Raw genomic sequence first — 23,214 nt, 5'->3', positions numbered from 1 at the left:
GGATGGATCGGATTTCGCGCGCGAATGACCGGTCCTGCGCAGCCTTTGCGCGGGAATACGCCGTCTTCGCCGCCCGGCCCGCGGCTTTATCTCCGATCGATACAGATCTAGATTGGCGCACCGAACGAGGCGGCGCCGCGCGGGGGGCGCGGCCATCCGGACCGGCTCTCGAGGTGACGATGGGCCAGACGACGATCAAGGACGTCGCCCGACGGGCCGGCGTGAGCTTCCAGACGGTCTCGCTGGTCCTGAACCACCCGCAGAAGGTCGCCCGGACCACGCGCGAGACCATCGAGACGGCCATGCGCGACCTGGACTTCGTGCCCAGCCTCGCCGCCCGGTCCCTGCGCAAGAAGCCCAGTCGCAGCATCGCCTGCGTGTTCGCTCCGGCGCCGGAGCCCGCCGCCGACGGGGGCCGCCCGGGGGAGACGGCCGATCACGGCCACGTCCTCCGGACCTTCGGCACCGTCACCGATCGGCAGGGCTACACCCTGGTCCACCGCTGCCGCCGCGCCGACGACCCGGACGGCCCGGGCCGGATCGCCGGCCTCGTCAGCGAGGCCCGGGTCGACGGCCTCGTGGTCTTCGCCGAGGATCGGGACGACCCGCTGATCGGCCTGCTCCAGGCCAAGCGATGCCCGTTCGTGGTGTTCGGCCTGGAGGTGCCCGGCACGCACTACGTCGCGCTGGCGGAGCGCGACGCGGTCCACGGGGCCGTCCGCCACCTGATCGCGGCGGGGAGCCGGTCGATCTGCCTGCTCGCGGGCGACGCGCGCCGGCCCGCCGCCGCCACCGAGCGGTTCCGCGGCTACCGGGATGCCCTCGCGGAGGCGGGGCTGCCCCTGCGCGACGCCCTCGTGGTCTCCTGCGACGGGACCGGCGCGGGCGGCTACCGGGCCGCGCGGGCTCTCCTGGAGGCCGGACCCGGCGCCCGGCCGGACGCCGTCGTGGCCGCCAGCGACCGGGTGGCGTTCGGCGTGCTGCGGGCGCTGCACGAGGGCGGCGTGCGGGTCCCCGCGGAGATCCGCGTCGTCGGCTTCGACAACCTCAGCCAGGGGGCCTACGCGGTCCCGAGCCTGACCTCGGTCGATGTCCCGGTGCTCGACATGGTCCGGTCCGCCTTCGCGACGCTGGTCGAACTGATCGAGGGGACGCGGGCGCCGGACGACCTCGCCCAGACGCTGTTCCCCGCGCGCCTCGTCGTGCGCGAGTCGAGCGCGCCGGCGGCACCCTAGCGAGGCCGGCTCTCACTCCGCCGCGAGGACGCCCGCGCCGGCTTCGCCGCGCCCGAACTGCGCCGCGTGCAGGCGGCTGTAGGGGCCGCCGGCGGCGAGCAGAGCCGCGTGCCGGCCCTCCTCGACGACCCCGCCCTCCCCCAGGACCACGATGCGGTCGGCGTCCCGGATGGTGGCGAGGCGGTGGGCGATCACCAGGGTCGTGCGCCCGCGGGCGAGCTCGGCGAGCGCCCGCTGGATCTCCCGCTCGGTCTCGGTGTCGAGCGCCGAGGTCGCCTCGTCGAGGATCAGGATCGGCGGGTTCTTGAGGAAGACCCGCGCGATGGCGATGCGCTGCTTCTGGCCGCCCGACAGGCGCACGCCGCGCTCGCCCACCACGGTGTCGAGGCCCTCCGGCAGGCTGTCGATCAGCCCGCCGAGACGGGCGCGCCGCGCGGCGGCGTCGATCTCGGCCTCGGCGGCGTCGAGGCGGCCGTAGGCGATGTTCTCCCGGATCGTGCCGGCGAACAGGAACACGTCCTGCTGGACGATGCCGATCTGGCGGCGCAGGCTCGCCAGGGTGATGTCGCGGATGTCGATCCCGTCGACGGTGATGCGGCCCGCCTCGACCTCGTAGAAGCGCGGCAGCAGGGCGCAGAGGGTGGTCTTGCCGACCCCCGAGGGACCCACGAACGCCACCGTCTCGCCGGCCGCCACCGCGAGGTCGAGGCCGGCGAAGACCGGGCGGCCGGGCCCGTAGCCGAAGCCCACCCCCTCGAAACGGATGTCGCCGCGCAGGGCGCCGACCGCGCGGGCGCCGGGCCGGTCGGTGATGTCGGGCTCGGTGGCCAGCAGTTCCTGGTAGCGGCGGAAGCCCGCGACCCCCTTCGGATACGTCTCGACCACGGCGCCGATCTTCTCCAGCGGCCGGTAGAACACGCCCACCAGCAGCAGGAAGCCCACGAAGCCCCCGGGCGTCAGGTCGCCCCGGACCACGAAGGCGGCGCCGCCGAGCAGCACCGCGATCTGGACGAGGCGCAGGCCCAGGTAGTTGATCGACAGGCCGGCCGCCATCAGCCGGTAGGCCTCGAGCTTGGTGTCCCGGTAGCGGGCGTTGTCGAGGGCGAAGAGGGCGCGCTCGTGGGGCTCGTTGGCGAAGGCCTGCACCACCCGCATCCCGCCGACATTCTCCTCGATCCGCGCGTTGAAGGCGCCGACCCGGCCGTACTGGGCCTGCCAGTTGCGGGTCATGCGGCCGCCGTAGCGGATCGACACGAACGCGATCAGCGGCAGGATCGCCGCGGTGATCAGCGCCAGCGGCGCGTGGACGTAGAGCATCAGCGCGAAGGCGCCGAACAGCGTCATCACGGCGATGAACAGGTCCTCGGGCCCGTGATGGGCGACCTCGCCGATCTCTTCCAGGTCCTTGGTCACCCGGGCGACGAGGTGGCCGGTCTTCTGGCCGTCGTAGAACCGGAAGGAGAGCTTCTGCAGGTGGTCGAAGGCCCGCGCCCGCATCGTGGTCTCGATGTTGATGCCGAGCACGTGGCCCCAGTAGGTGACGACCACCATCAGGCCGGCATTGGCGACGTAGACCAGCGCCAGCGCGGCCGCGGCGAGCAGGATCAGGCCCCAGTCCTGCCGGGGCAGCAGGCTGTCGATGAAGCCCTTCACGGCGATGGGGAAGCCGAGCTCCAGCAGGCCCGACAGCACCGCGCAGCCGAAATCGACCAGGAACAGCGTCCGGTACGGCCGGTAATAGGCGAGGAAGGCCTTCAGCATCGCGCGGCTCGGATCAACGTTGGGCGGCGCACTCGACGGGGCAGAGCGCGCCGCAGGACGGCACCCCCGGCAGGCGGTGGCGCAGGCAGCAGACGCGCCGCCGCCGGCAGCCCGAAGGTCCCGGGCAGAGCGCCTGCGCAAGAGGACTCTCGAGCGGGCTCCTAGCGCAGCCGGGGCCGGCGCGCCATCCGAGGCAGGCCGCGACGTCGTCACAGGCGGCGGCGCGGGCGGCGGATCGGGCAGTGGGGCAGGCCGTGGGGCAGGCGCTCGCGCAGGCGGTGCCGGGCCCCTCCCCGTCCCCGAGTTCCCGGGCGACGTAGTCGAGGATCACCGCGGCGTTGCCCCAGAGGACCCTGGGGGCGATCCCGCACCGGGCGTGGCAGAGTTCGACGAACGGGCGCAGATGCGCCTCCACCAGCCCGGTCAGGCCGGGCGCCGGGCAGGCCGCGCGGGCCGGCCCGTCCGCGGGCAGGCGGAAGCGGCGCGGCCGGCCGGCCGCGTCGAGCTCGAGGCTGACCGCGTCGAAGGCGAGCGGCAGCGGCCGGCCGAGGCGCACCAGGGCGGTCAGCGCCGGCGTCGCCAGGGCCGCGAGGTAGAACTGGCTCCAGTAGGAGACCTGGACCCGCGGGTCGGCGGTCCGGAACGCCGCGCCGAACCCGGCCCCGAAGGCGGCCAGCGTCGCGTCGAACACGGCCCCGTCGCGCAGGGCGCCGAGGGGCAGCGCCTCCGGGCCGCCGGGGCCCTCGGCGATCCCGTCCCGGTAGGCCGCGAGCGTGTCGGGAACCTGGGCGGCGACCTCGGCGATCATCGCGCCGCCCCGTCGTCGCGCAGGGTCCGGTCCACGGCGACGGCGAGCCACGCCACCGCGGCGGCGTAGAGCGGCAGGGTGGTGGCGAAGTAGCCCGGCCAGCCGATCCAGCCGGCGAGCGCCGGGGCCGCCACCCGCAGCGGCATCGCGGCGAAGAAGGCGGCGCCGAACAGCAGCGCGTAGTCGGTGGCGGGCTTCGGCCCCTGGGCCCAGCGGTAGATCATGTTGAAGACCGGCACGCCCAGGAACCCGCCCGCGACGAAGCCCAGCACGGCGGCGGTGATGCCGAGATCCGGCACCCGGCCCGCGCAGGCGACGACCATCAGGCCCCCGGAGGCCAGGACGCCGAGGGCCCCCACGGCGATCAGCCGGACCGTGCCGAACCGCGCGGCCAGCCATCCGGCCGCCAGCGCCATGACGAGGTTCACGGCCGGGAGCACGGTGCCGGTGAGCGTGCCGACCTGCCCGAGCGGGACGCCGAGATCGAGGAGCGCCAGGGTGTTGGGCCCGCCCACGAGGTAGGAGGCGGCGAAGTAGGCGCCGAGCACCAGCACGCGACCGCCCAGGCGGCGCAGCCGCGCCAGGGAGCCCGACCAGCGTTCCGGGCCCGCACCGGCCGCGGTGCCGGCACCCGCGCTCCGGATCTCGCGCAGGCGCGACTCCCGGTAGCCCAGGATCGGCAGCAGGCAGAGGGCGTCGAGGGCCGCGCAGGCCAGGACCGCCCCGCGCCAGCCCAGGCTGTCGTAGGAGCCGACCAGCACGCCGACCCCCAGGATCCCGCCGAGGGAGGCGCCGCACAGCTTGGCCGAGGCCACGAAGGCGCGCCGCTCCGCCGGCACGGTCTCGACCACCAGGGCCTCGAGGGCGATGTCCATGGTCGCCACGCAGGCGCAGGCGGCGATCGCCAGGGCGAGCAGCGCCGGGAGCGGCCAAGCTTCGCCGAGGCTCAGGACGACCAGCAGGAGCACCGAGGCGGCCTGCGCGGCCGCGATCCAGCCGATCCGGTGGCCGAGGATCGGCAGGCGGAGCCGGTCGAGCAGGGGCGCCCACAGGAAGGTGAGCCCGACCGGCAGGTTGATGAGCTGCAGCAGCCCGACCTCGGCCAGCTCCACGCCCCGCGCCCGCAGGATCAGCGGCGCCCCGCCGGACAGGAAGCCGAGCGTCGCCCCGAAGGTCACGTACAGGCAGAAGAACGGCGCCAGCGGCCGCAGGGCCGCCAGGGTGTCGACGACCCGGGTGCCGATGGCGGGTCCGGCGGAACCGGTCATCGCCCCCCGCACGCCGTACCTCGACCGGTGCCGCGATCCGGGCCGGTCCGGAGACCGCAGTTTATAATCACACTAATCTATTGATTTACCTCGGTTTTCGCTGTTTAGAGAGGCCTGTGCCGGGGATCAAGCCGGCGGGTATTCGCGGCGCGCCGCCCCGCCGGATCCGGCGTTAACCTTTCGTCAACCATGCCCCCGACAGAGTCCCCGGCGGAGGGCTGAGCCATGACCCGACGCCGGGATTTCGACGCGCTGAGCGAGGCGCAGATCGCCGCGGACCGCACGCAGGGACGCTGGGTCGAGCCGAGGGCGGGCTTCCGGCCGGCCGGGCCGCGGGCCGTGTCCGATCTGCTCGACACGATCCAGCACGTGGCCGAGGCCGCGACCGGCGAGCGCAGCTTCCTGCACCTGCGTCCGGAGGCCGGCCGGCCCCGCGGGCGCTGAGGCGAGCCGGCCCACGCTCCCGCCGCCCCGACCGCGCGGCGCACTGGCAAGGGCCGACCGGTTCTGCAACAACGCCGACATGAGACGGCGTCCGGCCCTCGAATCCGCCAACGCGCGCGCCGATCGCATCCGCCCGATCCGGCGCCGCCCCATGGGCGCGGACGCGGCGGCCGGGCGGCTGGTCGGCCATGGCGGCCTGCCCGGTGGCCGCGACCCCCGGATCCGAGGGGCCTGCGCGTCGCCGGCTCCGCCGAGAACGCGACCTTCGCCACCTGCGGACTCGAATCGGGGATTCGGATGATCACCGAGCCGTGCTCCGTGGAGACCCTGGCCGCGCGGGCGCCCGCGCCGATCGCCGGTCGCGACTGACCGCCGATGCCGCTGTCACTGACGACCCGCATCCTGCTGCTCGTCCTGCTCGCCCTCGCCCCGGCGCTGGCGATCCAGGGCTACAACGAGGTCGCCCTGCGGGCGAGCCGCGACGCGGCCGTGCGGGCCGACGCCCGCGCCACAGCGCGGGACGTCGCGGAGGATTTTGCCCAGATCTCCGAGCGGATGCAGCAGGCCCTCGACCTGATCTCCGAGGATGCCACCGTGCAGGTGCGGGAGCCGGCGGCCTGCACCGCCTACCTGCGGCGGGCTGCCGCGCGGCTGCCGCACGTGCTGCTGATCGCCCTCACCGACCCCGACGGGGCCGTGATCTGCGACAGCGCCGGCGCGCCCGCGGGCTCCTACTCGAGCCGCGGCCGGGCCTATCACCGCCGCGCCCTGGAGCGGGGCGGCTACGCGATGGGCGGCTACGCGGTCGGCTTCCAGACGAAGCGGCCGTCGATCCACTTCGCCCGGGCCGTCCATGTCGGCGAGTCGGCGGGGGCCCCGGCGGGCGTCCTGCTCGCCGCCGTCGACCTCGACTGGCTCTCCGATCACCTGGAGCAGGCGCTCCATCAGCCGGAAACGGCGATCACCGTGACGGACCGGGACGGCCTGATCATCGCCCGCCGCCCGGACGAGGCGGCCTGGATCGGCAGGCCGATCCCGCCCGACCGGGCCGCCATGCTGGAGGCCCAGGGCAGCGACGTCCGCGTCGCCGCCGGCCTCGACGGCCGGAAGCGGATCATCGCCACCGCGATGCCGGACGGCCCGCTGGCCGGGGTGCGCGTCGTCGTCGGGCGCGACTACGCCACCGCCTTCGCGGATATCGACGCCGCCACCCGCCGCGGGCTGGTTCTGATCGCCTTGGGGGCGGCCCTGGCGCTCGCCGCCGCCCTCGTGGCCGGGCGGGTGTTCATCCGGCGACCGGTCGACCGGCTCCTGCGCACCGCGGCGGCGTGGCAGGCCGGCGACCTCGCCGCCCGCACCGGCCTGCGCGGGGCCGCGGAGTTCGACAGGCTCGGCAGCAAGCTCGACGCCATGGCCGGCACCCTCCAGCGCAGCACCGCCGAGCTGCGCGCGGAGATCCAGCGCGGGCGCGCCCTGCAGGCGCAGCAGGGCACGATGCTGCACGAGCTGAACCACCGGGTGAAGAATACCCTGGCCACCGTCCAGGCCCTCGCCCGGCAGTCCCGCGGCTCCGCGGAGGTCCTGGAGGCGCGGATCCTGGCCCTGTCGAAGACCCACGACCTCCTGACCCGCGAGGACTGGAGCGGGGCCCCCCTGCGCGAGGTGCTGGAGAGCGAGCTCGGACCCTACCGGACGGGCGACGACCAGATCCGCCTGGACGGGCCTGACGTGTCGCTGAGTCCCCGCGAGGTGCTGGCCCTCGGCATGACGGTCCACGAGCTGACCACCAACGCGGCCAAGTACGGCGCCCTCTCGGTCCGCGAGGGCCGCGTCCGGGTGGCGTGGTCGCTCGCCGCCGGCGCGGCCGGGGAGCGGCGCCTGCAACTCAGCTGGGAGGAGCGCGGCGGCCCGCCGGTGCGGGCGCCGACCCGGGTGGGCTTCGGGACGCGGCTGATCGCCGGCGGCGTGCGGCGCGAACTCGCCGGCACCGTCGACCTCGCCTTCGAGGCCGAGGGCCTGCGCTGCCGCCTCGACGTCCCGCTCGATCCGGGTCTCGGCACCATGCTGGCGCCGACGGGCTAGGTGCAGACCGGCTCGGACGGATTCAGTCGTCAGAGCAGAGCTTTGAGCACGGATCCTGGCAGATCGGTTGAACGCGCTCCTCCGCACGCCGCGCGTCGCGCGCGGTCGACCCGCGCTCAGGCCGCGCGCGAGCATTCCTCTGAAACACGTTGATATTTTTAGGTTTTCCGGTCCCGGTCTCACGCGCCGGCGCGCGTCACCTCCCGGACGTCGCGCTTCACCTGCCGCCACGTCCGCCAGGGCTCGAGGTTCGAGAGCGCCATCCGGCGGGCGCCCATCCAGCCGAGGCCGAGCGCGATGACGAGGAACGGCGCGGCGACGATCAGCGCGGCCGGCGCCTCGGCACCGAACGGCACGGCCAGCAGCTTCACCACGGCGTCGAGGCCGAGGAAGAAGGTGATGATCAGCAGCACCGGGATCGTGCCGACGATGGCGATCAGCGACACGAGCGCCCGGAAATTGCCGTCGACCTCCGTCCGCGCCAGCGTGAGCAGCGCCTCGACATGCGCCGTGCCCTCACGCAGGGCCGCGATCAGCAGGGCGAGGGTTCCGTCCGGGGTCTGACGCATGGATACGAGAATCCTCGGGGCCGTCACCGGCCGGCTCTCGCCAACGGGGCCGCGGCCCGAAGCGTTCCGCGCCGGTTGCTCACAGCATCAGGAGCAGGGCGCCGAGGATCAGCACGGTCGCCAAGCCGGCCAGGAGGACGGCCCAGCCGGCATCGGCGCCGTCGTCCGGGACCGGCTCCGGGGCGGCCGGCGCGGCGGATGCGGGCGGCGCGAAGGCCGCGCCCTGCCCCGCCTCCGCGGCCCGGACCGGCGGCGTGCCGGGCCGCGGCGCCGGAAGCGCGACCGAGACCGGGACCGCCCGGTCATTCGGGGGGCCGAAGGCCTCCGGCTCGACGCTCACGCCCGCCGCCTCCAGCTCCAGCATCACGAGGACCAGGGCGTCGACGTCCATGCGCTCGACGGGCAGCGCGGCGCGCAGATCATCGGCGGTGAGGAGGCCCCGGTCGCGGCCGAGGGCGACCAGCCGGTCGAGCGTCGCGCGATCCAGAGCCTGCCTCATGTCCCGCCTCCGCGGCCGCGTCCCGATGGTCCATCGAGAACGCGCCGGGGTGGCGCCGGTTACCGGCGGCCGCGGGCGTTCCGGCGCTAGGCCCCGAGGGCGGCCCCGGCCGCCGGGATCGCGCCGGGCTCCGGCGGCGCGCCGCCCGGTCCCGGCCGGAACCGGAGCATCGGCCGCTCGATCAGGTACCAGCTCAGCAGGCCGAGCGGGATGGCGGCCGCGAGGGCGAGGGCGGCGACCGTCCAGGGCGAGATGCCGGGGATCCGCGCGACCAGCAGGTTCTGCACCGGCCACGCGTAGAGGTAGAGCCCGTAGGACGGGTCGACCTGGGCGGTGGCGCGGCTGAGGGCGGTGGGGCGCACCGCGAAGGCGAACCAGAAGATCAGGTAGCCGCCGAGGATCGCGAAGGCCGGCTCGGCCAGCGGTCGGCTGAACATCAGCGGCAGGAGCAGCAGGGCGGCGCGGGTCGCGCCGCGCCGCGTGTAGGCGATCCGGTCGGCGAACAGCCGGAAGGCGCCGCCGCAGCAGAACACGAAGGTGAGGCGGATCATCTCCGACAGGGATCCGAGGGTGTCGCCCGGATGCCCGACGGGCAGGAAGAGCCAGCGCAGGGCGAGGAGGCTGCCGAGCCCCCCGAGCAGGCCGAGATAGCGCCCGCGGCGGCGCAGGGCGCGGGCGGTGCCGACGAGGCCGAGCAGCAGGTAGCAGCCGAACTCGCACGGAATGGTCCACATCGAGCCGTTGAGCAGCGGGTAGGGCAACTCGGCGAAGGCGCCCGGGACCACCGGCATCAGCAGCAGCGACAGCCGCAGCAGCGTCTCGAGCGGCGAGGCGGCCGCGAGGTTGCCGCCGCCGAGGGGCGCGACGACGGCGATGCAGAGCAGGGACGCGACCACGAAGGCCGGGTAGATCCGCAGCGCCCGCCGCGCGAGATAGTCGCCGAAGGAGCGCTTGGCGCGGTAGCTCGCGGTGATCAGGTAGCCACTCACGAGGAAGAAGCCGTCGACGGCGATCTCCCCCAGGGACAGGGTTCCGAAGACCTGCGTCAGCAGCTCCCGGGACCGGTTCCCGTCCACGAGTTCGGGGGCGTGCGCGAGGATCACGAGGCCCGCGAACAGGAGGCGCAGGGACCCGAAATTGTTCGCCCGCGGATCCCGGCCGCCCGTCGCCTCTACCACCCCTGCCCGCTCCGCGACGCCTCTGCCCGGCGCTTAGGGGTCGGGAAACGGCGCGCGAAGGCAAGGACGCCGGGGCAACACGCGCCGGAGATCTGGCCGCGTCGCCCGCGTCCGCACGCGACGGTGCGGGCGCCGTTGCGCTCCCGGCGCGGTTGGGCTAGGGAATGGCCACGGCCAGCACCCGTAGCTCAGCTGGATAGAGCGTTGCCCTCCGAAGGCAAAGGTCACACGTTCGAATCGTGTCGGGTGCGCCAATCTTCTCAAGACGTTAGCGGGGCTCGGCCCTGCCCCTCGGGCGAATCGTGTCGCCCGCTTGCGCCTCGGTGCGGGCGGCGTGATCCGCGGCTGCTCTTCCCGCTCTCATGACGCTGCCCGGCCACGCACAGGACGCGATCTCGAGGGCCGAACTGGCCCCGACCGGCACGCTCCGGGTCGGTCTCGTCGAGGCGCCGTCCGCCGGTCTGATCTTCGTCGCCCGCGCCGCCGATGGAGGGCTCGACGGTGTGACGGCCGATCTGAGCGCGGATCTCGCCCGGAAGGTCGACCTGCCGCTGGCCGTCACGCTGTTCCCGAACTCGGGCGCTGCGGCCGACGCCCTGCAGGCCGCGGCGATCGATGTCAGCTTCATGCCGGTCGACGCGACCCGCCGGCAGGTGATCGCTTTCGGGCCGGGCTACTACGACCTGGAGAGCACCTATCTGGTCGGCGCCGGGTCGGGCATCACCGACGTGGCGCAGGTGGACAGACCGGGTCTCCGGGTCGTGGCGATCGAGGGCACGACGACGTTCCGCGCCTCCGCCCGCACGCTGACCCGGACGAAGCCCCGCCCCGTCCCGTCCGTGGCCGAGGCTGTCGCGCGCATGCGCGCCGGGCAGGCGGACGCCTTCGCCCTCTCGCGCGACACGTTGCGGCCGGTGGTCCTGCAGGTCCCGGGCTCCCGGATCGTCGCGGGCGGCTTCCAGCAGACGCAGGTCGCCGTCGCCGTCCCGAAGGGCCGACCGGTCGCCCTCGCCTGCGTCACGGCGTGGATGAATGAGGCGAAGCGCACCGGCGTCGTCCGGCGGATCTTCGATGTCCGCGGCTTCCGCGACGACGCGGTCGCGCGCTGACGGATACGCCCGCGCCAGTCCGAACTGCAGTTCTGAAGTGTTCGCCGAGGCGGCGCTCGTGAGGCGTCGGCGACCGAGGTCGCCAAGACATCGACGGTGAGCGGGTGGCCGGCATGGTCGCCCGATCGGCACTTCTGCGCCGAACATCGGGTCCGATGAAGGTCGACAGCGGACCTTAGTGCGTCTCGATGGAGCCGGACCGCTGGGCCTACGAGAACGGCATCACTCCGGACGTTCCGCGGTTTGGCATGCCGACCGACAACGCGCTGGTCGAGGCATTCAATGACGGCCTGCGCCTGAGCGCGACTGGGGCCTCGTCCCTCGCCGAGACGAGGAGCAGGATCGAGACGGGGCGGCGGCGAGTACAACCAGTGCCGTCCTCACACAGCCCTGGGGAGTGGCTGACGCCCCAGGTCTTCGCCTTGGCGTTGCTCCAACTGGCCGCCGAGTGGGACCCGGAACTCACCTCTCGGCCCGACCGAGGTCGGGGGATCCTCGATCGCGGCCGGGTGAGAACGGCCCCGACTTGGCTCAGGCCAGCGTCGGAACCGGGCCGGTGAAGCCCGTGGCCGGCTTGTCGGCGTCGAAGTGATTGGCCAGCGCCACCACGAAGGCGAAGTTGGCGATGGCGGCGAAGGGGAGAAGGGCGAGGGCAGTGAGGAGGGTCATCGGCGGCGTCCTTTTGTGCGGTGCGTGAGAAGCTATATCGCACTGCACGCGAATTCTTGGTATGCCACATGCCTCACGCCAGATATGCGGCGCATGCATGAAGGTGTCGGGAATAAGATCGACCCTTGCAACGATCGGGCTGTAGATCCTCGGCCCGCAGGCGAGCGGAGTGCGGGTCGTCGACGTGCGCGACGCCGCCGCCTGTTCGAGATGTCGAGTTCTCATCCTCTGCAGCGAACCCCAACCCTCGGCAGTCGAGCCGCCGCACAATCGCAGCTGAGACATTCGGGCATTTCAACCGCGCTCTCCCAGAGCCGAATGTGCCGGATGGCCGACGAATGGCCGCGTTCGGCCGCAACACCCCGGACCCGTCGCGCCATTCGGCGGATTGACTCTGAAGAGACGGGGTGCGGGCCGATCCAGTTCGGCACGCGGACCGCTCGCCGCAAGCCGAGTGGGAGACCGTGTGGACGGATCCGGGGAGGTGGAAAAGCCCGACCTCAAAGCCCCTGGTGATCGCGCTCGTCGTCGTGGAACGCGTCTCCGCGGGGTCCATCGCGGGCAACTGGACCTGGCAGGCCGGCAGCCGGCAGCATACTGCCCCGCAGCGGAGCGACGGATCGGCGACGGCTCTCCCGACGTGAGCGGGTGATCCGGGCCGCAGGTCCGGCGGACACTGTCGTCTTGGTCGAGGCGGACGCTTGGGCGGGTGGAGCGCCAGTATCGAGACAGCGCTTAAAGAAAAGCTCCAGCGATACGGGCAATCGAGACGGTCCGTGACACCCGGCCTTCAGCCGAGGGCAGGTATTCGGTCAGTGCCGACGGAGATCGGCTCAGCCAAGACCTGGAGATCGGTTGATGCTCAAGTCCCTCGCCGCCGCGACGCTGCTCGCCTTCGGCTTCGCCGCGCCGGCCTCGGCGCTGCCCGTCGCGGGTTCTCCGCTCCCCGCCGCGCAGGACGGGCTGATCCAGCACGTCTACGGCGGCTGCGGGCCCTACGGCCATCGCGGCCCTTACGGTGGGTGCCGCGCCGGCGGCCAGTGGGGCGGCTATGTCGGTCGGGCCTGTCCGCGCGGCTTCCACCTCGGTCGCGGCGGGCGGCGCTGCTGGCCGAACCGGTACTGGTAGCGGCGCTCCCGCTGTTCGGGGCGAGCGGCTGACCGCCGTGGCGCACCGTGACGGAACGCAGGAACACCCTGGGAGCGTGCGCTCCCAGGGTGTTGCCGACCTCGCGGCCAGTTTGATCGGGCTGGGGATGCGAAGGCCAACCGGAAGGCTGCTCTTCGGCGGCGGAGGGCGATGAGGCGGACCTGCCCCCCTCGCCCGCCGCCGCGTCTCCCGGCACGGAGGCCGGGAGCGGCGCGACCCGATCTCAGTAGGAGCCGAACTTGTAGTTCAGGCCGGCGCGGACGACGGCGAACTCGGTCTTGGCGGCGGCGCCGTTGAGATAGGCCGTGCCGTTCGGGGGCAGGAGGTTGCCGTAGAACACGCCGCCGGCCGAGTTCTTCTGGCGGTCGAGGCTGACGTACAGGCCTTCGACCTTCAGCGTGACGGCCGAGGAGCGGAAGAAGTTCAGGAACGAGTCGGTGGGCAGGGCGTACTCGACGCCGCCGCCGGCGGCCCAGCCGGTGCGGAAGCTGTCGCGGAAGCGGTTGCCGGAGAAGTTCTGGTCGTCCTGGCCCGAGCCGTAGGCGAAGCCGCCGGTGCCGTACACGAGGGTGCGGTCGAAGGCGTAGCCGAGGCGGCCGCGCACGGTGCCGAAGTAGTCGAGGCCGTTGCCGCTGGTGGCGACGAAGGCGGGCGGGTTGGAGAAGGCGACGCCGGGGAAGCCGAGGAAGCTGTAGTTCTGGGTGGCGTTGGCGCGGCGGGCGAAGTCGACGTACTGGGCGTCGGCCTCGAAGCCGATCACGACGCCGGAGCCCGGGGTGAACTGGTAGTTGTAGCCGATCTGGGCGCCGCCCGAGAAGCCGTCGTTGTTGTTGCGGTTGTTGACGCTGACGACGCCGGCGGTGCCGGGGGAGTTGATCAGCGAGCCGCCGGGCAGGGCGTAGCTGGTGGTGTTGCGGCTGTTGGCGTCGAAGCCGTAGCCGGCGTTCACACCGATGTAGAAGCCGGTCCAGGTGAACACCGGCACCGGCGTGAACACCGGCGGCGGCGCGGCGCGGCGCGGAAGGTCGGCGGCGGACGCCGCGGCGGTCAGCGCAGTGAAGGCAGTCAGGGAGGCGAGGAGCTTGGCCATGAGGGCGATCCGGGTTTCGATCTGGTGATAAGACTACCAAGCTCTGAGCAGAATAGCTGTAGTTTTACGGACACACAGGCTCGCTGCGTCGGAGGAAACATAGTAAATGGCGGATTAACTCCGGTTAGATCTGTTAAATACTGATGAAGTTCTGGCGGTGTGCTCGGGGCCTGCGCCCAGGGCGCGTGCTTCGGTCCGCGGCGCGGCCGCGCGGCCATGGGGCGACGCGCCGACATTCCTGCGGGCGGCGCTGCCGGCCGCCCGCGCGGGGAGGGTTTGTCGTCGCTGCGGGTGCGCTGCGGACGATCCTGGCGCCGCCCGCGCCGGATCCGTCGGGCGGTAACATGGGATCGAGAGCCGGCTCACCGGCGGGTGGCGCCGAGGTGGCGGACGGCGCGCGGGGACCTGTCCGGCGGTCCCCGCGTCCGGGGCCGCGCTAACCCGTCCGGTCGCGCCGGGTGATGTGCTTGACCAGCTCGGCCAGCTTCTCCTCGGCCTTCTTCAGCGCCACGCGCGAACTGTGTCCGGGCGGCGTTCCGTCGGCAGCCTCGCGAAGCTTCGCGATGGTGTCCTGGGTATCCTCTACCTCGGTATCGAGCGCGGCACGCTCACCGGATCTATCGATGGCCATATCGATCCTCCAGGTGTTCTGCCCCTGGCGGCCGCCAGGGCGCCAGGCCCTGAGGTAAGGCGGCATCCCGACCGTGGCGAGATTCGCGGGCCTCGCCGGAGGCCGTTTCTGGCACGGATCCGGGTCCGGCGACCCCGTCGCCGCCTGTGCGCCACGGCACGCCGCAGCGTGATCCCGGCGCCCGCGGACGGCGTTCTACCGTCACACACACCGGAGACCACCGCCATGCTGATCCTCAATCCCCTCACCGGCCAGACGGTCGACGTGCGCGTGCCCCGCCCGCAACCCGGGAAGGCGTGAGGAACAGCGCGAGTCCGCCCCCGCCCGGGCTCCCGCCGATGCGCCCCGGGGCCCGAGCGCGCCCTCCCCGGTCGCGCCCGCCCGCAGGTTCGGCACGCCGAGTGCTGCGAGCGCTCACAGGGAACGCGGGGGCCGGCGCGCCAAGCGCTCGGCCTCCGCCTGCCACGCGTCGCGCTCGGCCTGAAGCGCCTCGATGCGGGCGTGGAGATGGCCGGCGTCGATGGCGGTCTCCATCAGCATGTCCTGCGCGGTGGCGAGCTGCTGGCGCAGCTCGGCGTTCTCGGTCGCGAGCGCGAGGAGCAGGGCCGCCACGTCATCGCTCATCCGGGCCCCTGCGCCGCCACCGAGCCGGCGCGTTTAGCCCCAGCACGACCGGGCCACAACCGCCCCGCGGGCACCCCGGACCGATCGCCGCTTCGGGCCGCGCGCGTCAGGCGGCCTCGTCGGACAGGAGGCGCCCGACGTAGTGGCGCCCGACCGACTCGATGACGGGCGCGAACAGGCTGGCCATCCAGGGCACCAGCGCCTCGACCTCCAGCGCGTCATCCGCCACCTGGATGGCGACGCGCGCCGACTGCCCGTAGCCGCTGCCCGAGAAGGAGCGGCGATTACCCAGCCAGTCCTCGGCCTCGACGCGGATCTTCTCCGCCTCCAGGCGACGGAAAGCCCAGTCCATGTGCAGGTCGATGCGCCGGCGAACCTCGGCTGTCCCGAGGTCGTGCGGGACGGTGATGGTCAAGCGCTTCGGCATCGGCATCTCCTCGCGAGCGGGCCCCGGGAGGTGCGGCCGGAAGGTTAACGCCCGGTGATCGGCGCCACCCGATCGACGCGCCGGGCGAACCGCCGGCGGTCAGTACCGGACCGTGCGGACGCCGCCGGCCCCACCGCTCAAGACGCTCCGGATGACCTCCTTGGTCGACGGGCTGATCCCACCGTCACCGCGCAGCCGGCGCCCGTCCGCCCGGTCGAGGCGCGCGACGTCGTCGGAGCATCGCTCCAGGGCGCGGCGGACCTTGGACGACAGCGGCCCGCCGCGTTCCGCCGGGGCGCCGGCCATCTCGAACCGCAGGCAGGACGCCAGATAGCCTTTCAGGTCGTCGAAGGCGGCGGCCTGGGCCCCCGACGTCAGGACGATGAAGATCAGGGCGGATCGGGCGAGCATCACGCGCTCCAGGGAAAGCGGTCCGCGCGGACAACGCGCGAGCGGGGCGTTGGTCCCGGGGGCCGCGCCCTCGCGGCCGCCGCACTCAGCCGCTGCGGCGGGGCGCCTGGGCCGCGTCGCGCCGCTGGTCCTGGGTTCCCCGACACTGCACGTATTCCGGCGTTCCCGGCTCGGCGCCGTAGCCCCGGCAGATCGCGTCGTCCTTCGCGGCGACGTCGGCCTCGCTCATGAAGAGCTCGCCGCGGCCGGGCCGGTTCGCCGCGTTGCAGGCCGTCAGGGCCGTGGCCGCGATGGCCAGAACGATGATGTGCTTCATGGGACTCCTCGCCGCCGATCAGCACCACAGCGGCAGGACGCTGTCGATGACGCTGTCGACGACGCTGCCGCCGCGTCCACAAGCCGGCGGTCGACATGGTTATCCAAGGATGGCCGGACCTTCGGCGCCACGCCGCGGTCCCGGCCGTCCACCGCACGGGGCGGGGCCGGCCCGGCATGCAAGCCTGACGCCGCCGTGACCGGCGGTCCCTGCGGGGCCGACATGTCGTGTCGCCGGTGCAGCGTCGGCGCAACGCCGGCTAAGCATCTGCCTCTGCATCCTCCCAAGGCAGACCCACCTTCGGCCCCGCCGGCAGCGCCGCGCGGGGCCTTTTCGTGCGCCGATCCGGAGGGTTGGCGCGCCGCTCCCGGGCGAGACCCTGCGCGCCGGGCGCGGCCGGGCGCGGCCGGGCGCGGCCGGGCACGACGATCGGCGGCGCACGACGACGACGTGTGTCGGAAACCGGGTCCGCGCTCCCGCGTTCGGGCACGGAGGCCCGTGCGTGAGGCACAGTCGGGCCGAGATGCCAAGGAGCACATGATGCGTCATGCCCTCTTCGCCATCTTCGCGCTGGTCGCGGCGTCGCCCGGTTCGGCGCAGACCAGCACCGGTCCCGCACCGATCCGGCAACCCGGACCAGCCCAGCCGGTGACGCCGGGCACCCCGGCCGGAACCGTCGTCGTTCCCGGCGGCAGCCAGAATAGCGGTCCGGGCAGCACCGCCGTCGTCGCGCCCACCGGGACAGGGGCGACGACCATCACGACGGATTCGGCCGCCGGCGGGAATGCCGGCCAGCCGGAGCGCGGCGTACCCCAGGTCGGCAAGGGGAGCGGGGATGGCAGCGGCGGCAGCTGATCGCCGGACCCCGTCCTGAGGATCCGTCCCGCCCCGTGCCGGATCGGGGCGGGACAGGTGGACCGTCCCACCGCCGCCGACCGACGCGGCGGGCGGCGGCGCGGGCACGGGACCAGCGCACCGTTGACCCGCGGCCCGGGACCGCCCGTCGCCTTGGAGCGATGATCCCGCACGGCGTTCAGTCCAGATGTCGGGCAAGCCTGTTGTGGGCCATAGAATTTTGATCGCTATATCTAGCTCAGGTTATGCTATCAATCTAAGATAATTACCGGTCGCCAAATCATTGGTATCTATATACCAGTAAAATTTATTCCCGATTTATTGATGCGATTGTCGCATTTTCACGATATGGATATATTTAGATTTCACGCGACGCCGCCGTGCGTCGGTCGGAGATTGCGTTGGCGGATCCTGAATTCGAGGATGGAAAATTCGGGCCGAACGACAAGAGATCGATGCTCCGGCAGATCGCGCACGCCCTCGGCGTGCCCGAAGACGCTTTCCTCGACGAATCCGAGGCGCTCGCCACGATCGACATGACGGGGGAATTGCTGCGCGTCTGGCACGCGCTCACCTGTCGGACCGCCGCTTGTTGCTGCAGATGGCGCGCGGGATGATCTCCCGCGGCTAGAACGGCCACGGCTCCTCCTGCGGCCCCGGCGCCGCCCGCTCGCCCGGCGCCACGAGGTCCACGATCTCGTCGAGCGGCTGCGTCACCCGGATCGTCCGCCCCGCCGCGGTGATGAACGTCTCGTTGCGCATCAGGTCCGTGTCGCTCAGCGCCTGGACGCTCGTCACGCGCAGCAGGTGCCGGCAGCCGTCGCCGTCCTGCACCTGGAGGAAGTTCCCGACCCGCCGAACCGCCGACATGGCGCTCTCCCGCCCCGCTGGTGATCTGTGGCCTAGGCGCCCTGCAGGCTCTCGGCGAAGTCGTCGGGGATCTCGCCCCACTGGCCGAGGATCGTGACGCCCTCCAGCTCGCCGGTCTCGTCGTCGGCCACCACCTTCAGCGCCGCCGCGCCCGGCATTCGCCTGGCCATGTTCTCGGCCTTCTTCACCGCCCCGCTCTCGGTCTGCGCAGGCTCCTGCCGGGCCGGCCGCAACCGCTTCCGGTGCAGCTCGAAGGGCTGCACCACGAACGCCGTCCTCATCGCCATCGTCGTCCTGCACCCCGGTTCGTCACAGGTTCTCCACAGACCGCACGGGCCGCCCAAGGGCGCGCCACGACAGGAGTTTTCGAGCCGTATCCACACGCGTCCACGGGGCCGGAAGAAAAGTCTCGCCCGCAGATTGTGCCCGGCCCGCCCGTATGATCTGTTCCGCTTTCGTTCTAGCATGGCGAGGCCGCGGGTGCACCTCTCCCGGATCGACGCGCGGCGGATCTCGGGCGCCGATTCCGTCAGCGGGCCGCCGCCGCACCGGCTTCCCCGCGCCTGCCCGACGGCCTTTGGGCATGCCGGCCGGGTCATACCAAGGTATGGCGTCGCCCCGCATCCGTATAAATGTAAGCCTCCGTCGCGATCGCTACGCTTTCCGTCATTCAGCAGCACAGACGGAGAGTTGTCATGACGGAACGTACCAAGGGAACTGCTCTGATCACCGGCGCTTCGGGCGGGATCGGCGCGATCTATGCCGAACAGCTCGCCGCGCGCGGCCACGATCTCATCCTGACCGCCCGGAACGCGGATCGCCTGGAGGCGGTCGCCGAGACGGTGCGCGGGGCTTCGGGCCGCACCGTCGAGGCGCTCGCGGCGGACGTCAACGACCGTGCCGGTCTCCGGCGCGTCGAGGACCGGCTGCGGAGCGACCCGGCGATCACCCTCCTGGTCAACAACGCCGGCTTCGGCTCCGCGGCCCCGCTGCTCCAGGCGGATCCGGACGAGATGGAGCGCATGATCGGCGTGAACGTCACGGCCGTGACGCGCCTCGCCTACGCGGCGTCGCCGGCCTTCGTCGCGCGGGGGCACGGGGCGATCATCAACGTCGCCTCGACCGTCGCCCTCAATCCCGAACTGCTCAACGGCGTCTACGGGGCGAGCAAGGCCTACGTTCTCGCCTTCACGCAGGCGCTGCAGTACGAACTCGCCCCCAGGGGCGTCCGGATCCAGGCGGTCCTGCCCGGCGCGACGGCCACCGAGTTCTGGACCGTGGCCGGCGTCGGCGGCCACCGGAACCTCCCGGCCAGCATCGTCATGACGCCGTCCGACCTGGTCGCGGCCGCGCTCGCGGGGTTCGATGCCGGCGAGGTCGTCACGATCCCGCCCCTGGAGAACGGTGCGGCCTGGTCCGCGCTGGACGCCGCGCGCCTCGAACTCGCTGCCCAGCTCGGCGCGGCGACGCCGGCGAGCCGGTACCGGACCGCGCGCGCCGACGCCGCCTGAGGCCCTCGGGGGGCGTCCCGGCCGGGGCGCCCCTGCCCGCTCCCTGCCCGCTTCCCGCGGCCGCCCGGTCAGGACCGGGCGAGCGGCAGGCACACCGAGAAGCGGGCGCCCGGCGTCCCGTCGCGGGGCCTCGCGTCGATCGAGCCGCCATGGGCCGCCACGATGGTCCGGCAGATCCGGAGACCGAGGCCGAGCCCCTCGGCCCGCGTCGTGAAGAAGCCGTCGAACAGCCGGTCGAGGGTGCCGGGATCGAGGCCCGGCCCGTTATCGACGACGTCGACCGTGATCGACCCGTCCCGGCAGACGGTCTCGACCGCGATCTCGGGCCCGGAGGTCCGCGCCTGCCGATGGATCTGGATGGCGTTCATCAGCAGGTTGACGAAGACCTGCTGCAGCTGGATCCGGTCCGCGACGACCTGCGCGGCCGCGTCCGCCGGGGCGACGGTGAGCCTGATCTCGGTGCGGTTCAGGTCGTGCGCCACGAACCGCGCGGCCTCGGCCAGGACCTCCGCCACGGCGACGGGCGCGCGGACGCTGTCCCGCTTGGCGGCCATGCGGCGGGTGCGATCGATGATGTCCCCGGCCCGCGTGACCTGATCGACGATGCGCTGGCATTGCCGCCGGAGCAGGTCGCGGTCGAGGTCCGCGCGATCGAGCAGGCGCAGCATCGCCCCGGCGGTCATGCCGATCGACGACAGGGGCTGCCCGAGCTCGTGCGCGATCGACGCCGACAGCTCGCCCAGCGTCGAGATCCGGGAGACGTGGGCCAGCTCGTCGCGCAGCACCTCCAGCGACATCTGCCGCGCGACGTGCTCGGTGATGTCCACGAAGGAGGCGAGCCACAGGCCGGAGGTGGCGCCGTCCGCCCGCGGGACCACGCAGAACAGCGTCTCGAAGCGCGATCCGTCGAGCCGGACGCTGTGCGCCTGCTGCTGGAACGAGGTCGCGCCCGCCGCGAAGGCCCGGGCGGAATTGACCTGGGCGGTGCAGAGCGGGTCGAAGAAGCGCTGGGTGCGCTGCCCGATCATGTCCGCGCGGCCGCCCGCGCCGAACATCCGCACCGCCGCCTCGTTGACGTCGAGGATGACCATCCCGTGCCGCAGGCGGTCGGCCACGTCCGGATGCGCGTCGAGGTGGGCGGCGATGTCGGTGATTCCGGCCGCCCGCAGCGCGTCGAGGGTGGCGACCCGCTCGCGGGCATCGACGACGACGAAGCCGATCGTCGAGACCTTCATGCAGACGAGGTACCACGCGTCGTTCCAGTCGGCCTCGCTGGCCACGACGATCCGGTCGGCCGTCGGCGTCAGACCGTTGCTCATGTCGGCGGTTCCCGGGGCCGGCCCCGATGCAGGCCCGCCGCGCCCCCGCTATACGGCATCCGAAAATCCCGCTTCCAGTCGGGACGCGGGACTTTCGGGGGCTGACCCGGGGGGCGTCGCCCCGGGTTATTGATCGGCGTCAGGTCCCCGAGAGGGTCTCCTTGGCCAGGGGCAGGCTGCGCAGGCGTCGGCCGGTCAGCGCCGCGACCGCGTTGACCACCGCCGGCGGCACGCCGGGCAGGCCGGGCTCGCCGATGCCGCCCATCGGCGCCCCGCTCTCGACGATCGCCACGTGCACCCGCGGCATCCGCTCCCGGTCGAGGATCGGGTAGGCGTCGAAGTTCCGGGCCTGCCGCTCCCCGTTCTCGTAGACGACCTGCTCCAGCAGCGTCGACGAGAGGCCGAGCGCCGCCGCGCTCTCGACCTGGCGCTTCACGATCGCCGGGTTGACCACGCGGCCCGGATCGATGGCGATCCAGAGATCGTGCACCCGCGCCTCGCCGTTCTCGAGCGAAACCTCGGCGATCGTCGCCGTCTCCGAGCCGAACGGCGAGGCCATCGACACGCCCCGCGCCCGCCGCGTGCCGTCCTGTGCCCGGAACGGCCCGCGCGTCCAGCCGCCCGCGAGGTCGGCCACCGCCTGCAGCAGGGTGCGGTGGCGGGCGCTGTCCCTCAGGAGCGTCATCCGGAGGGCGAACGGGTCCTGGCCGCCGGCCTGCGCGATCTCGTCGAGGAAGCTCTCGTAGAAGTAATCGTTCATCGAGTGCCCGACCGAGCGCCAGAACGCGATCGTCACCGGGTGCGGCACCTTCACGTAGGTGAGCCGCCGGTTCGGGATCGCGTAGGGCTTCCGGTCGAGGCCCTCCACCACCGAGGAATCCACCGGCCCCTTGAACAGCGCGCCGAACCAGCGCCCGATCGGGCCCTCTCCCACCGCGGTGGTCTCCAGCGCCACCGGCATCCCGTCCGGACCGAGGGCCGCCCTGAACCGGGCGAAGCTCAGGGGGCGGACGGCGTCCATGCCGAACTCCTCCTCCCGCGACCACAGCACCCGCACCGGCTTGCCCGCCGCCTTGGCGAGCAGGATCGCCTGCGGGAACGGGCTCGCCGGCCCGTAGTGGAAGTGGCGCCCGAAGAAGCCGCCGAGCATCGGCGAGTGGATCCGGACCTGATCCGGCTGCAGCCCGGCCGTCTTGGCGGCGACCTGCTGGAACAGCTCCGGCATCTGGTTCGGCACCCAGAGGTCGAGGCTGCCGTCGGGGGCGAAGCGCGCCACCGCCGAGGGCGGCTCGAGCTGCGCGTGGGCGAGGTAGGGGGCGTCGTACGCCGCCTCCACCACCTTGGCCGCGCCCGCGAAGGCGGCGTCCGGGTCGCCGGCCTGCTCGGCCGGGACGCCGGGGCCCGCCGCGTCCCGGAGGGCGGCCAGCATCGCCGCCGAGGAGAAGCCCGCCGAGACGGTGGCGACGCCGTCGGGCGCCGGCCGGGTCCAGGTCACCTGCAGGGCCTCGACGGCCCTGCGGGCCCGCCACCACGTGTCGGCCACCACCGCCACCGCGCCCGGCAGGCGCTCGACCGCCTGGACGCCCGGCATCGCCCGGACCTCCGCGGCGTTGGCGATCGCCTCCGGCTCGGTGCCGAGATGCGGCGCGTGCCGGATCGCGGCGTGGACCATGCCGTCGAGCCGGATATCGATGCTGTAGACGGCCCGGCCGGTGGACTTGTCGCGCATGTCGAGGCGCGCCACCGGCTTGCCGATCCAGCGGAAATCTTTGGGATCCTTCAGGGCAACATCGTCCCGCGGCTGCAGCGCCAGCGCCGCGGCGGCCAGCGCGCCGTAGCCGAGGCTCCGGCCGGAGGCGGCGTGGATCACGCGCCCGTTCTCGGTGGTCAGGCTGGCCTGCGGCACGGCGAACTCGGCGGCCGCCGCCCGCAGGAGCATCTCGCGGGCGGTGGCGCCGAGGCGGCGCATGGCCTCGAAGCTCGAGCGGGTGGAGAACGACCCGCCGGTCATGCGCAGGCCGTTGACGACCGCGTAGTCGGGGCCGGGCGGGGCGCATTCCACCGCGAAGCGCGCCGGGTCGAGGTCGAGCTCCTCGCCGATCGTCTGGGCGAGGCCGGTGTTGATGCCCTGGCCTCCCTCCACGAAGGGGCTGAGCAGGCGCACGGTGTCGTCGGGGCGGATCTCCAGGAAGGCCGTCACGCGGGTCCCGGGTTTCGGCGCGACGGCCGCCGGGCCTTCGGCGCGGGTCTGGGCGGCGGCCGGCGCGAGCCGGAGGCCGACCCCGAGGAACAGCGCGCCCGAGGCGGCCCCCAGGAAGCCGCGGCGGGAGAGGTTGCGGACCGGCTCGCGACGGTCGGCGCGGCGGAGGGGCGTGAGGTCGGTCATCGT

At 73.0% G+C, this 23,214-nt stretch carries 25 protein-coding genes, 1 tRNA gene and 1 pseudogene; 10 read left to right on the top strand and 17 right to left on the bottom strand.

Features of this window, described 5'->3' with window-relative positions; genetic code table 11:
* The first annotated feature begins 179 nt into the window (after positions 1-179).
* The gene (locus tag ACQKQD_RS10965; protein ID WP_427508359.1) at positions 180-1,235 is read left to right on the top strand and encodes a LacI family DNA-binding transcriptional regulator; all 1,056 of its coding nucleotides are present in this window, start codon (positions 180-182) and stop codon (positions 1,233-1,235) included.
* A 12-nt stretch (positions 1,236-1,247) separates the two neighbouring features.
* Here ACQKQD_RS10965 and ACQKQD_RS10960 read toward each other — a convergent pair whose 3' ends face one another.
* From ACQKQD_RS10960 to ACQKQD_RS10950, 3 genes are read right to left on the bottom strand one after another with little or no spacing between them, the layout of a single operon-like run.
* Positions 1,248-2,996, bottom strand: a complete 1,749-nt coding sequence (locus tag ACQKQD_RS10960) for an ABC transporter ATP-binding protein (protein WP_042675783.1) — start codon at positions 2,994-2,996, stop codon at positions 1,248-1,250.
* A 13-nt stretch (positions 2,997-3,009) separates the two neighbouring features.
* Positions 3,010-3,804, bottom strand: a complete 795-nt coding sequence (gene fhuF, locus ACQKQD_RS10955; protein ID WP_427508358.1) for a siderophore-iron reductase FhuF — start codon at positions 3,802-3,804, stop codon at positions 3,010-3,012.
* On the bottom strand, positions 3,801-5,072 hold the full coding sequence (locus ACQKQD_RS10950) for an MFS transporter (protein ID WP_427508357.1): 1,272 nt from the start codon (positions 5,070-5,072) through the stop codon (positions 3,801-3,803). The genes fhuF and ACQKQD_RS10950 overlap by 4 nt, the downstream gene beginning before the upstream one ends.
* A 225-nt stretch (positions 5,073-5,297) precedes the next feature.
* On the opposite strand from ACQKQD_RS10950, the gene ACQKQD_RS10945 reads away from it, so the two are divergent.
* Positions 5,298-5,516 (top strand): hypothetical protein, encoded by a 219-nt coding sequence (locus ACQKQD_RS10945; RefSeq protein ID WP_020094759.1) that lies wholly within the window; start codon positions 5,298-5,300, stop codon positions 5,514-5,516.
* A 375-nt stretch (positions 5,517-5,891) separates the two neighbouring features.
* On the top strand, positions 5,892-7,598 hold the full coding sequence (locus tag ACQKQD_RS10940) for a sensor histidine kinase (RefSeq protein ID WP_427508356.1): 1,707 nt from the start codon (positions 5,892-5,894) through the stop codon (positions 7,596-7,598).
* Between the two features lie 179 nt (positions 7,599-7,777).
* Here the strand turns inward: ACQKQD_RS10940 and ACQKQD_RS10935 are convergent, their stop codons facing one another.
* The 3 genes from ACQKQD_RS10935 to ACQKQD_RS10925 form a co-directional block, all read right to left on the bottom strand.
* A complete protein-coding gene (locus ACQKQD_RS10935) occupies positions 7,778-8,167 on the bottom strand; it encodes a phage holin family protein (protein WP_427508355.1) in 390 nt (129 codons plus the stop codon).
* Positions 8,168-8,246: 79 nt separating this feature from the next.
* Entirely contained in the window at positions 8,247-8,666 is a 420-nt protein-coding gene (locus tag ACQKQD_RS10930) for an RNA polymerase sigma factor region1.1 domain-containing protein (protein ID WP_427508354.1), read from the bottom strand.
* Positions 8,667-8,752: 86 nt separating this feature from the next.
* Positions 8,753-9,844, bottom strand: coding sequence for an acyltransferase family protein (locus ACQKQD_RS10925; protein ID WP_427508353.1), 1,092 nt, complete (start codon positions 9,842-9,844; stop codon positions 8,753-8,755).
* Positions 9,845-10,021: 177 nt separating this feature from the next.
* Between ACQKQD_RS10925 and ACQKQD_RS10920 the strand changes: the two genes are divergently transcribed.
* The 3 genes and pseudogenes from ACQKQD_RS10920 to ACQKQD_RS10910 all read left to right on the top strand — a co-directional run.
* Positions 10,022-10,098, top strand: a tRNA-Arg gene (locus tag ACQKQD_RS10920).
* A gap of 108 nt (positions 10,099-10,206) precedes the next feature.
* Complete coding sequence (locus ACQKQD_RS10915) at positions 10,207-10,953, top strand: transporter substrate-binding domain-containing protein (RefSeq protein ID WP_427508352.1); 747 nt, start codon at positions 10,207-10,209, stop codon at positions 10,951-10,953.
* Between the two features lie 57 nt (positions 10,954-11,010).
* Positions 11,011-11,402 (top strand): annotated as a pseudogene (locus ACQKQD_RS10910) (integrase core domain-containing protein); the annotation flags it as partial.
* Positions 11,403-11,484: 82 nt separating this feature from the next.
* Here ACQKQD_RS10910 and ACQKQD_RS10905 read toward each other — a convergent pair.
* The gene (locus ACQKQD_RS10905; protein ID WP_170863024.1) at positions 11,485-11,622 is read right to left on the bottom strand and encodes a hypothetical protein; all 138 of its coding nucleotides are present in this window, start codon (positions 11,620-11,622) and stop codon (positions 11,485-11,487) included.
* Between the two features lie 858 nt (positions 11,623-12,480).
* Between ACQKQD_RS10905 and ACQKQD_RS10900 the strand changes: the two genes are divergently transcribed.
* On the top strand, positions 12,481-12,750 hold the full coding sequence (locus ACQKQD_RS10900) for a GCG_CRPN prefix-to-repeats domain-containing protein (protein ID WP_427508351.1): 270 nt from the start codon (positions 12,481-12,483) through the stop codon (positions 12,748-12,750).
* Between the two features lie 244 nt (positions 12,751-12,994).
* Here the strand turns inward: ACQKQD_RS10900 and ACQKQD_RS10895 are convergent, their stop codons facing one another.
* The 6 genes from ACQKQD_RS10895 to ACQKQD_RS10870 form a co-directional block, all read right to left on the bottom strand.
* Positions 12,995-13,861: an outer membrane protein gene (locus ACQKQD_RS10895; RefSeq protein ID WP_427508350.1), complete on the bottom strand. Its 867-nt coding sequence runs from the start codon at positions 13,859-13,861 to the stop codon at positions 12,995-12,997.
* Between the two features lie 436 nt (positions 13,862-14,297).
* Complete coding sequence (locus ACQKQD_RS10890; RefSeq protein ID WP_020094731.1) at positions 14,298-14,492, bottom strand: hypothetical protein; 195 nt, start codon at positions 14,490-14,492, stop codon at positions 14,298-14,300.
* Positions 14,493-14,906: 414 nt separating this feature from the next.
* Positions 14,907-15,116: a hypothetical protein gene (locus ACQKQD_RS10885; protein ID WP_026605187.1), complete on the bottom strand. Its 210-nt coding sequence runs from the start codon at positions 15,114-15,116 to the stop codon at positions 14,907-14,909.
* 106 nt (positions 15,117-15,222) lie between these two features.
* On the bottom strand, positions 15,223-15,543 hold the full coding sequence (locus ACQKQD_RS10880; RefSeq protein WP_056526667.1) for a polyhydroxyalkanoic acid system family protein: 321 nt from the start codon (positions 15,541-15,543) through the stop codon (positions 15,223-15,225).
* A 99-nt stretch (positions 15,544-15,642) separates the two neighbouring features.
* Positions 15,643-15,954 (bottom strand): hypothetical protein, encoded by a 312-nt coding sequence (locus ACQKQD_RS10875; protein ID WP_427508349.1) that lies wholly within the window; start codon positions 15,952-15,954, stop codon positions 15,643-15,645.
* A gap of 85 nt (positions 15,955-16,039) precedes the next feature.
* Entirely contained in the window at positions 16,040-16,270 is a 231-nt protein-coding gene (locus ACQKQD_RS10870; RefSeq protein ID WP_020094727.1) for a hypothetical protein, read from the bottom strand.
* 537 nt (positions 16,271-16,807) lie between these two features.
* Here ACQKQD_RS10870 and ACQKQD_RS10865 point away from each other — a divergent pair.
* Both ACQKQD_RS10865 and ACQKQD_RS10860 read left to right on the top strand, forming a co-directional pair.
* Positions 16,808-17,125, top strand: a complete 318-nt coding sequence (locus ACQKQD_RS10865) for a hypothetical protein (protein WP_091928387.1) — start codon at positions 16,808-16,810, stop codon at positions 17,123-17,125.
* Between the two features lie 401 nt (positions 17,126-17,526).
* Positions 17,527-17,742: a hypothetical protein gene (locus tag ACQKQD_RS10860; RefSeq protein ID WP_427508348.1), complete on the top strand. Its 216-nt coding sequence runs from the start codon at positions 17,527-17,529 to the stop codon at positions 17,740-17,742.
* Between the two features lie 10 nt (positions 17,743-17,752).
* Here the strand turns inward: ACQKQD_RS10860 and ACQKQD_RS10855 are convergent, their stop codons facing one another.
* Both ACQKQD_RS10855 and ACQKQD_RS10850 read right to left on the bottom strand, forming a co-directional pair.
* Positions 17,753-17,995, bottom strand: coding sequence for a hypothetical protein (locus ACQKQD_RS10855; protein ID WP_427508347.1), 243 nt, complete (start codon positions 17,993-17,995; stop codon positions 17,753-17,755).
* Between the two features lie 32 nt (positions 17,996-18,027).
* Positions 18,028-18,282 carry a hypothetical protein gene (locus ACQKQD_RS10850; protein ID WP_020094723.1) on the bottom strand — a complete coding sequence of 85 codons (255 nt, stop codon included), beginning with the start codon at positions 18,280-18,282 and terminating at the stop codon, positions 18,028-18,030.
* 408 nt (positions 18,283-18,690) lie between these two features.
* On the opposite strand from ACQKQD_RS10850, the gene ACQKQD_RS10845 reads away from it, so the two are divergent.
* Positions 18,691-19,506, top strand: coding sequence for an SDR family NAD(P)-dependent oxidoreductase (locus ACQKQD_RS10845; RefSeq protein ID WP_427508346.1), 816 nt, complete (start codon positions 18,691-18,693; stop codon positions 19,504-19,506).
* A gap of 68 nt (positions 19,507-19,574) precedes the next feature.
* Here the strand turns inward: ACQKQD_RS10845 and ACQKQD_RS10840 are convergent, their stop codons facing one another.
* Positions 19,575-20,825, bottom strand: a complete 1,251-nt coding sequence (locus ACQKQD_RS10840) for a sensor histidine kinase (protein WP_427508345.1) — start codon at positions 20,823-20,825, stop codon at positions 19,575-19,577.
* Between the two features lie 139 nt (positions 20,826-20,964).
* On the bottom strand, positions 20,965-23,211 hold the full coding sequence (locus ACQKQD_RS10835; protein ID WP_427508344.1) for a molybdopterin cofactor-binding domain-containing protein: 2,247 nt from the start codon (positions 23,209-23,211) through the stop codon (positions 20,965-20,967).
* Between the last annotated feature and the right edge of the window lie 3 nt (positions 23,212-23,214).

Origin of the sequence: Methylobacterium sp. NPDC080182 (assembly GCF_050281105.1) — a bacterium.
Classification (GTDB): Bacteria; Pseudomonadota; Alphaproteobacteria; order Rhizobiales; family Beijerinckiaceae; genus Methylobacterium.
This window is presented reverse-complemented; position numbering and strand designations above follow the sequence as displayed.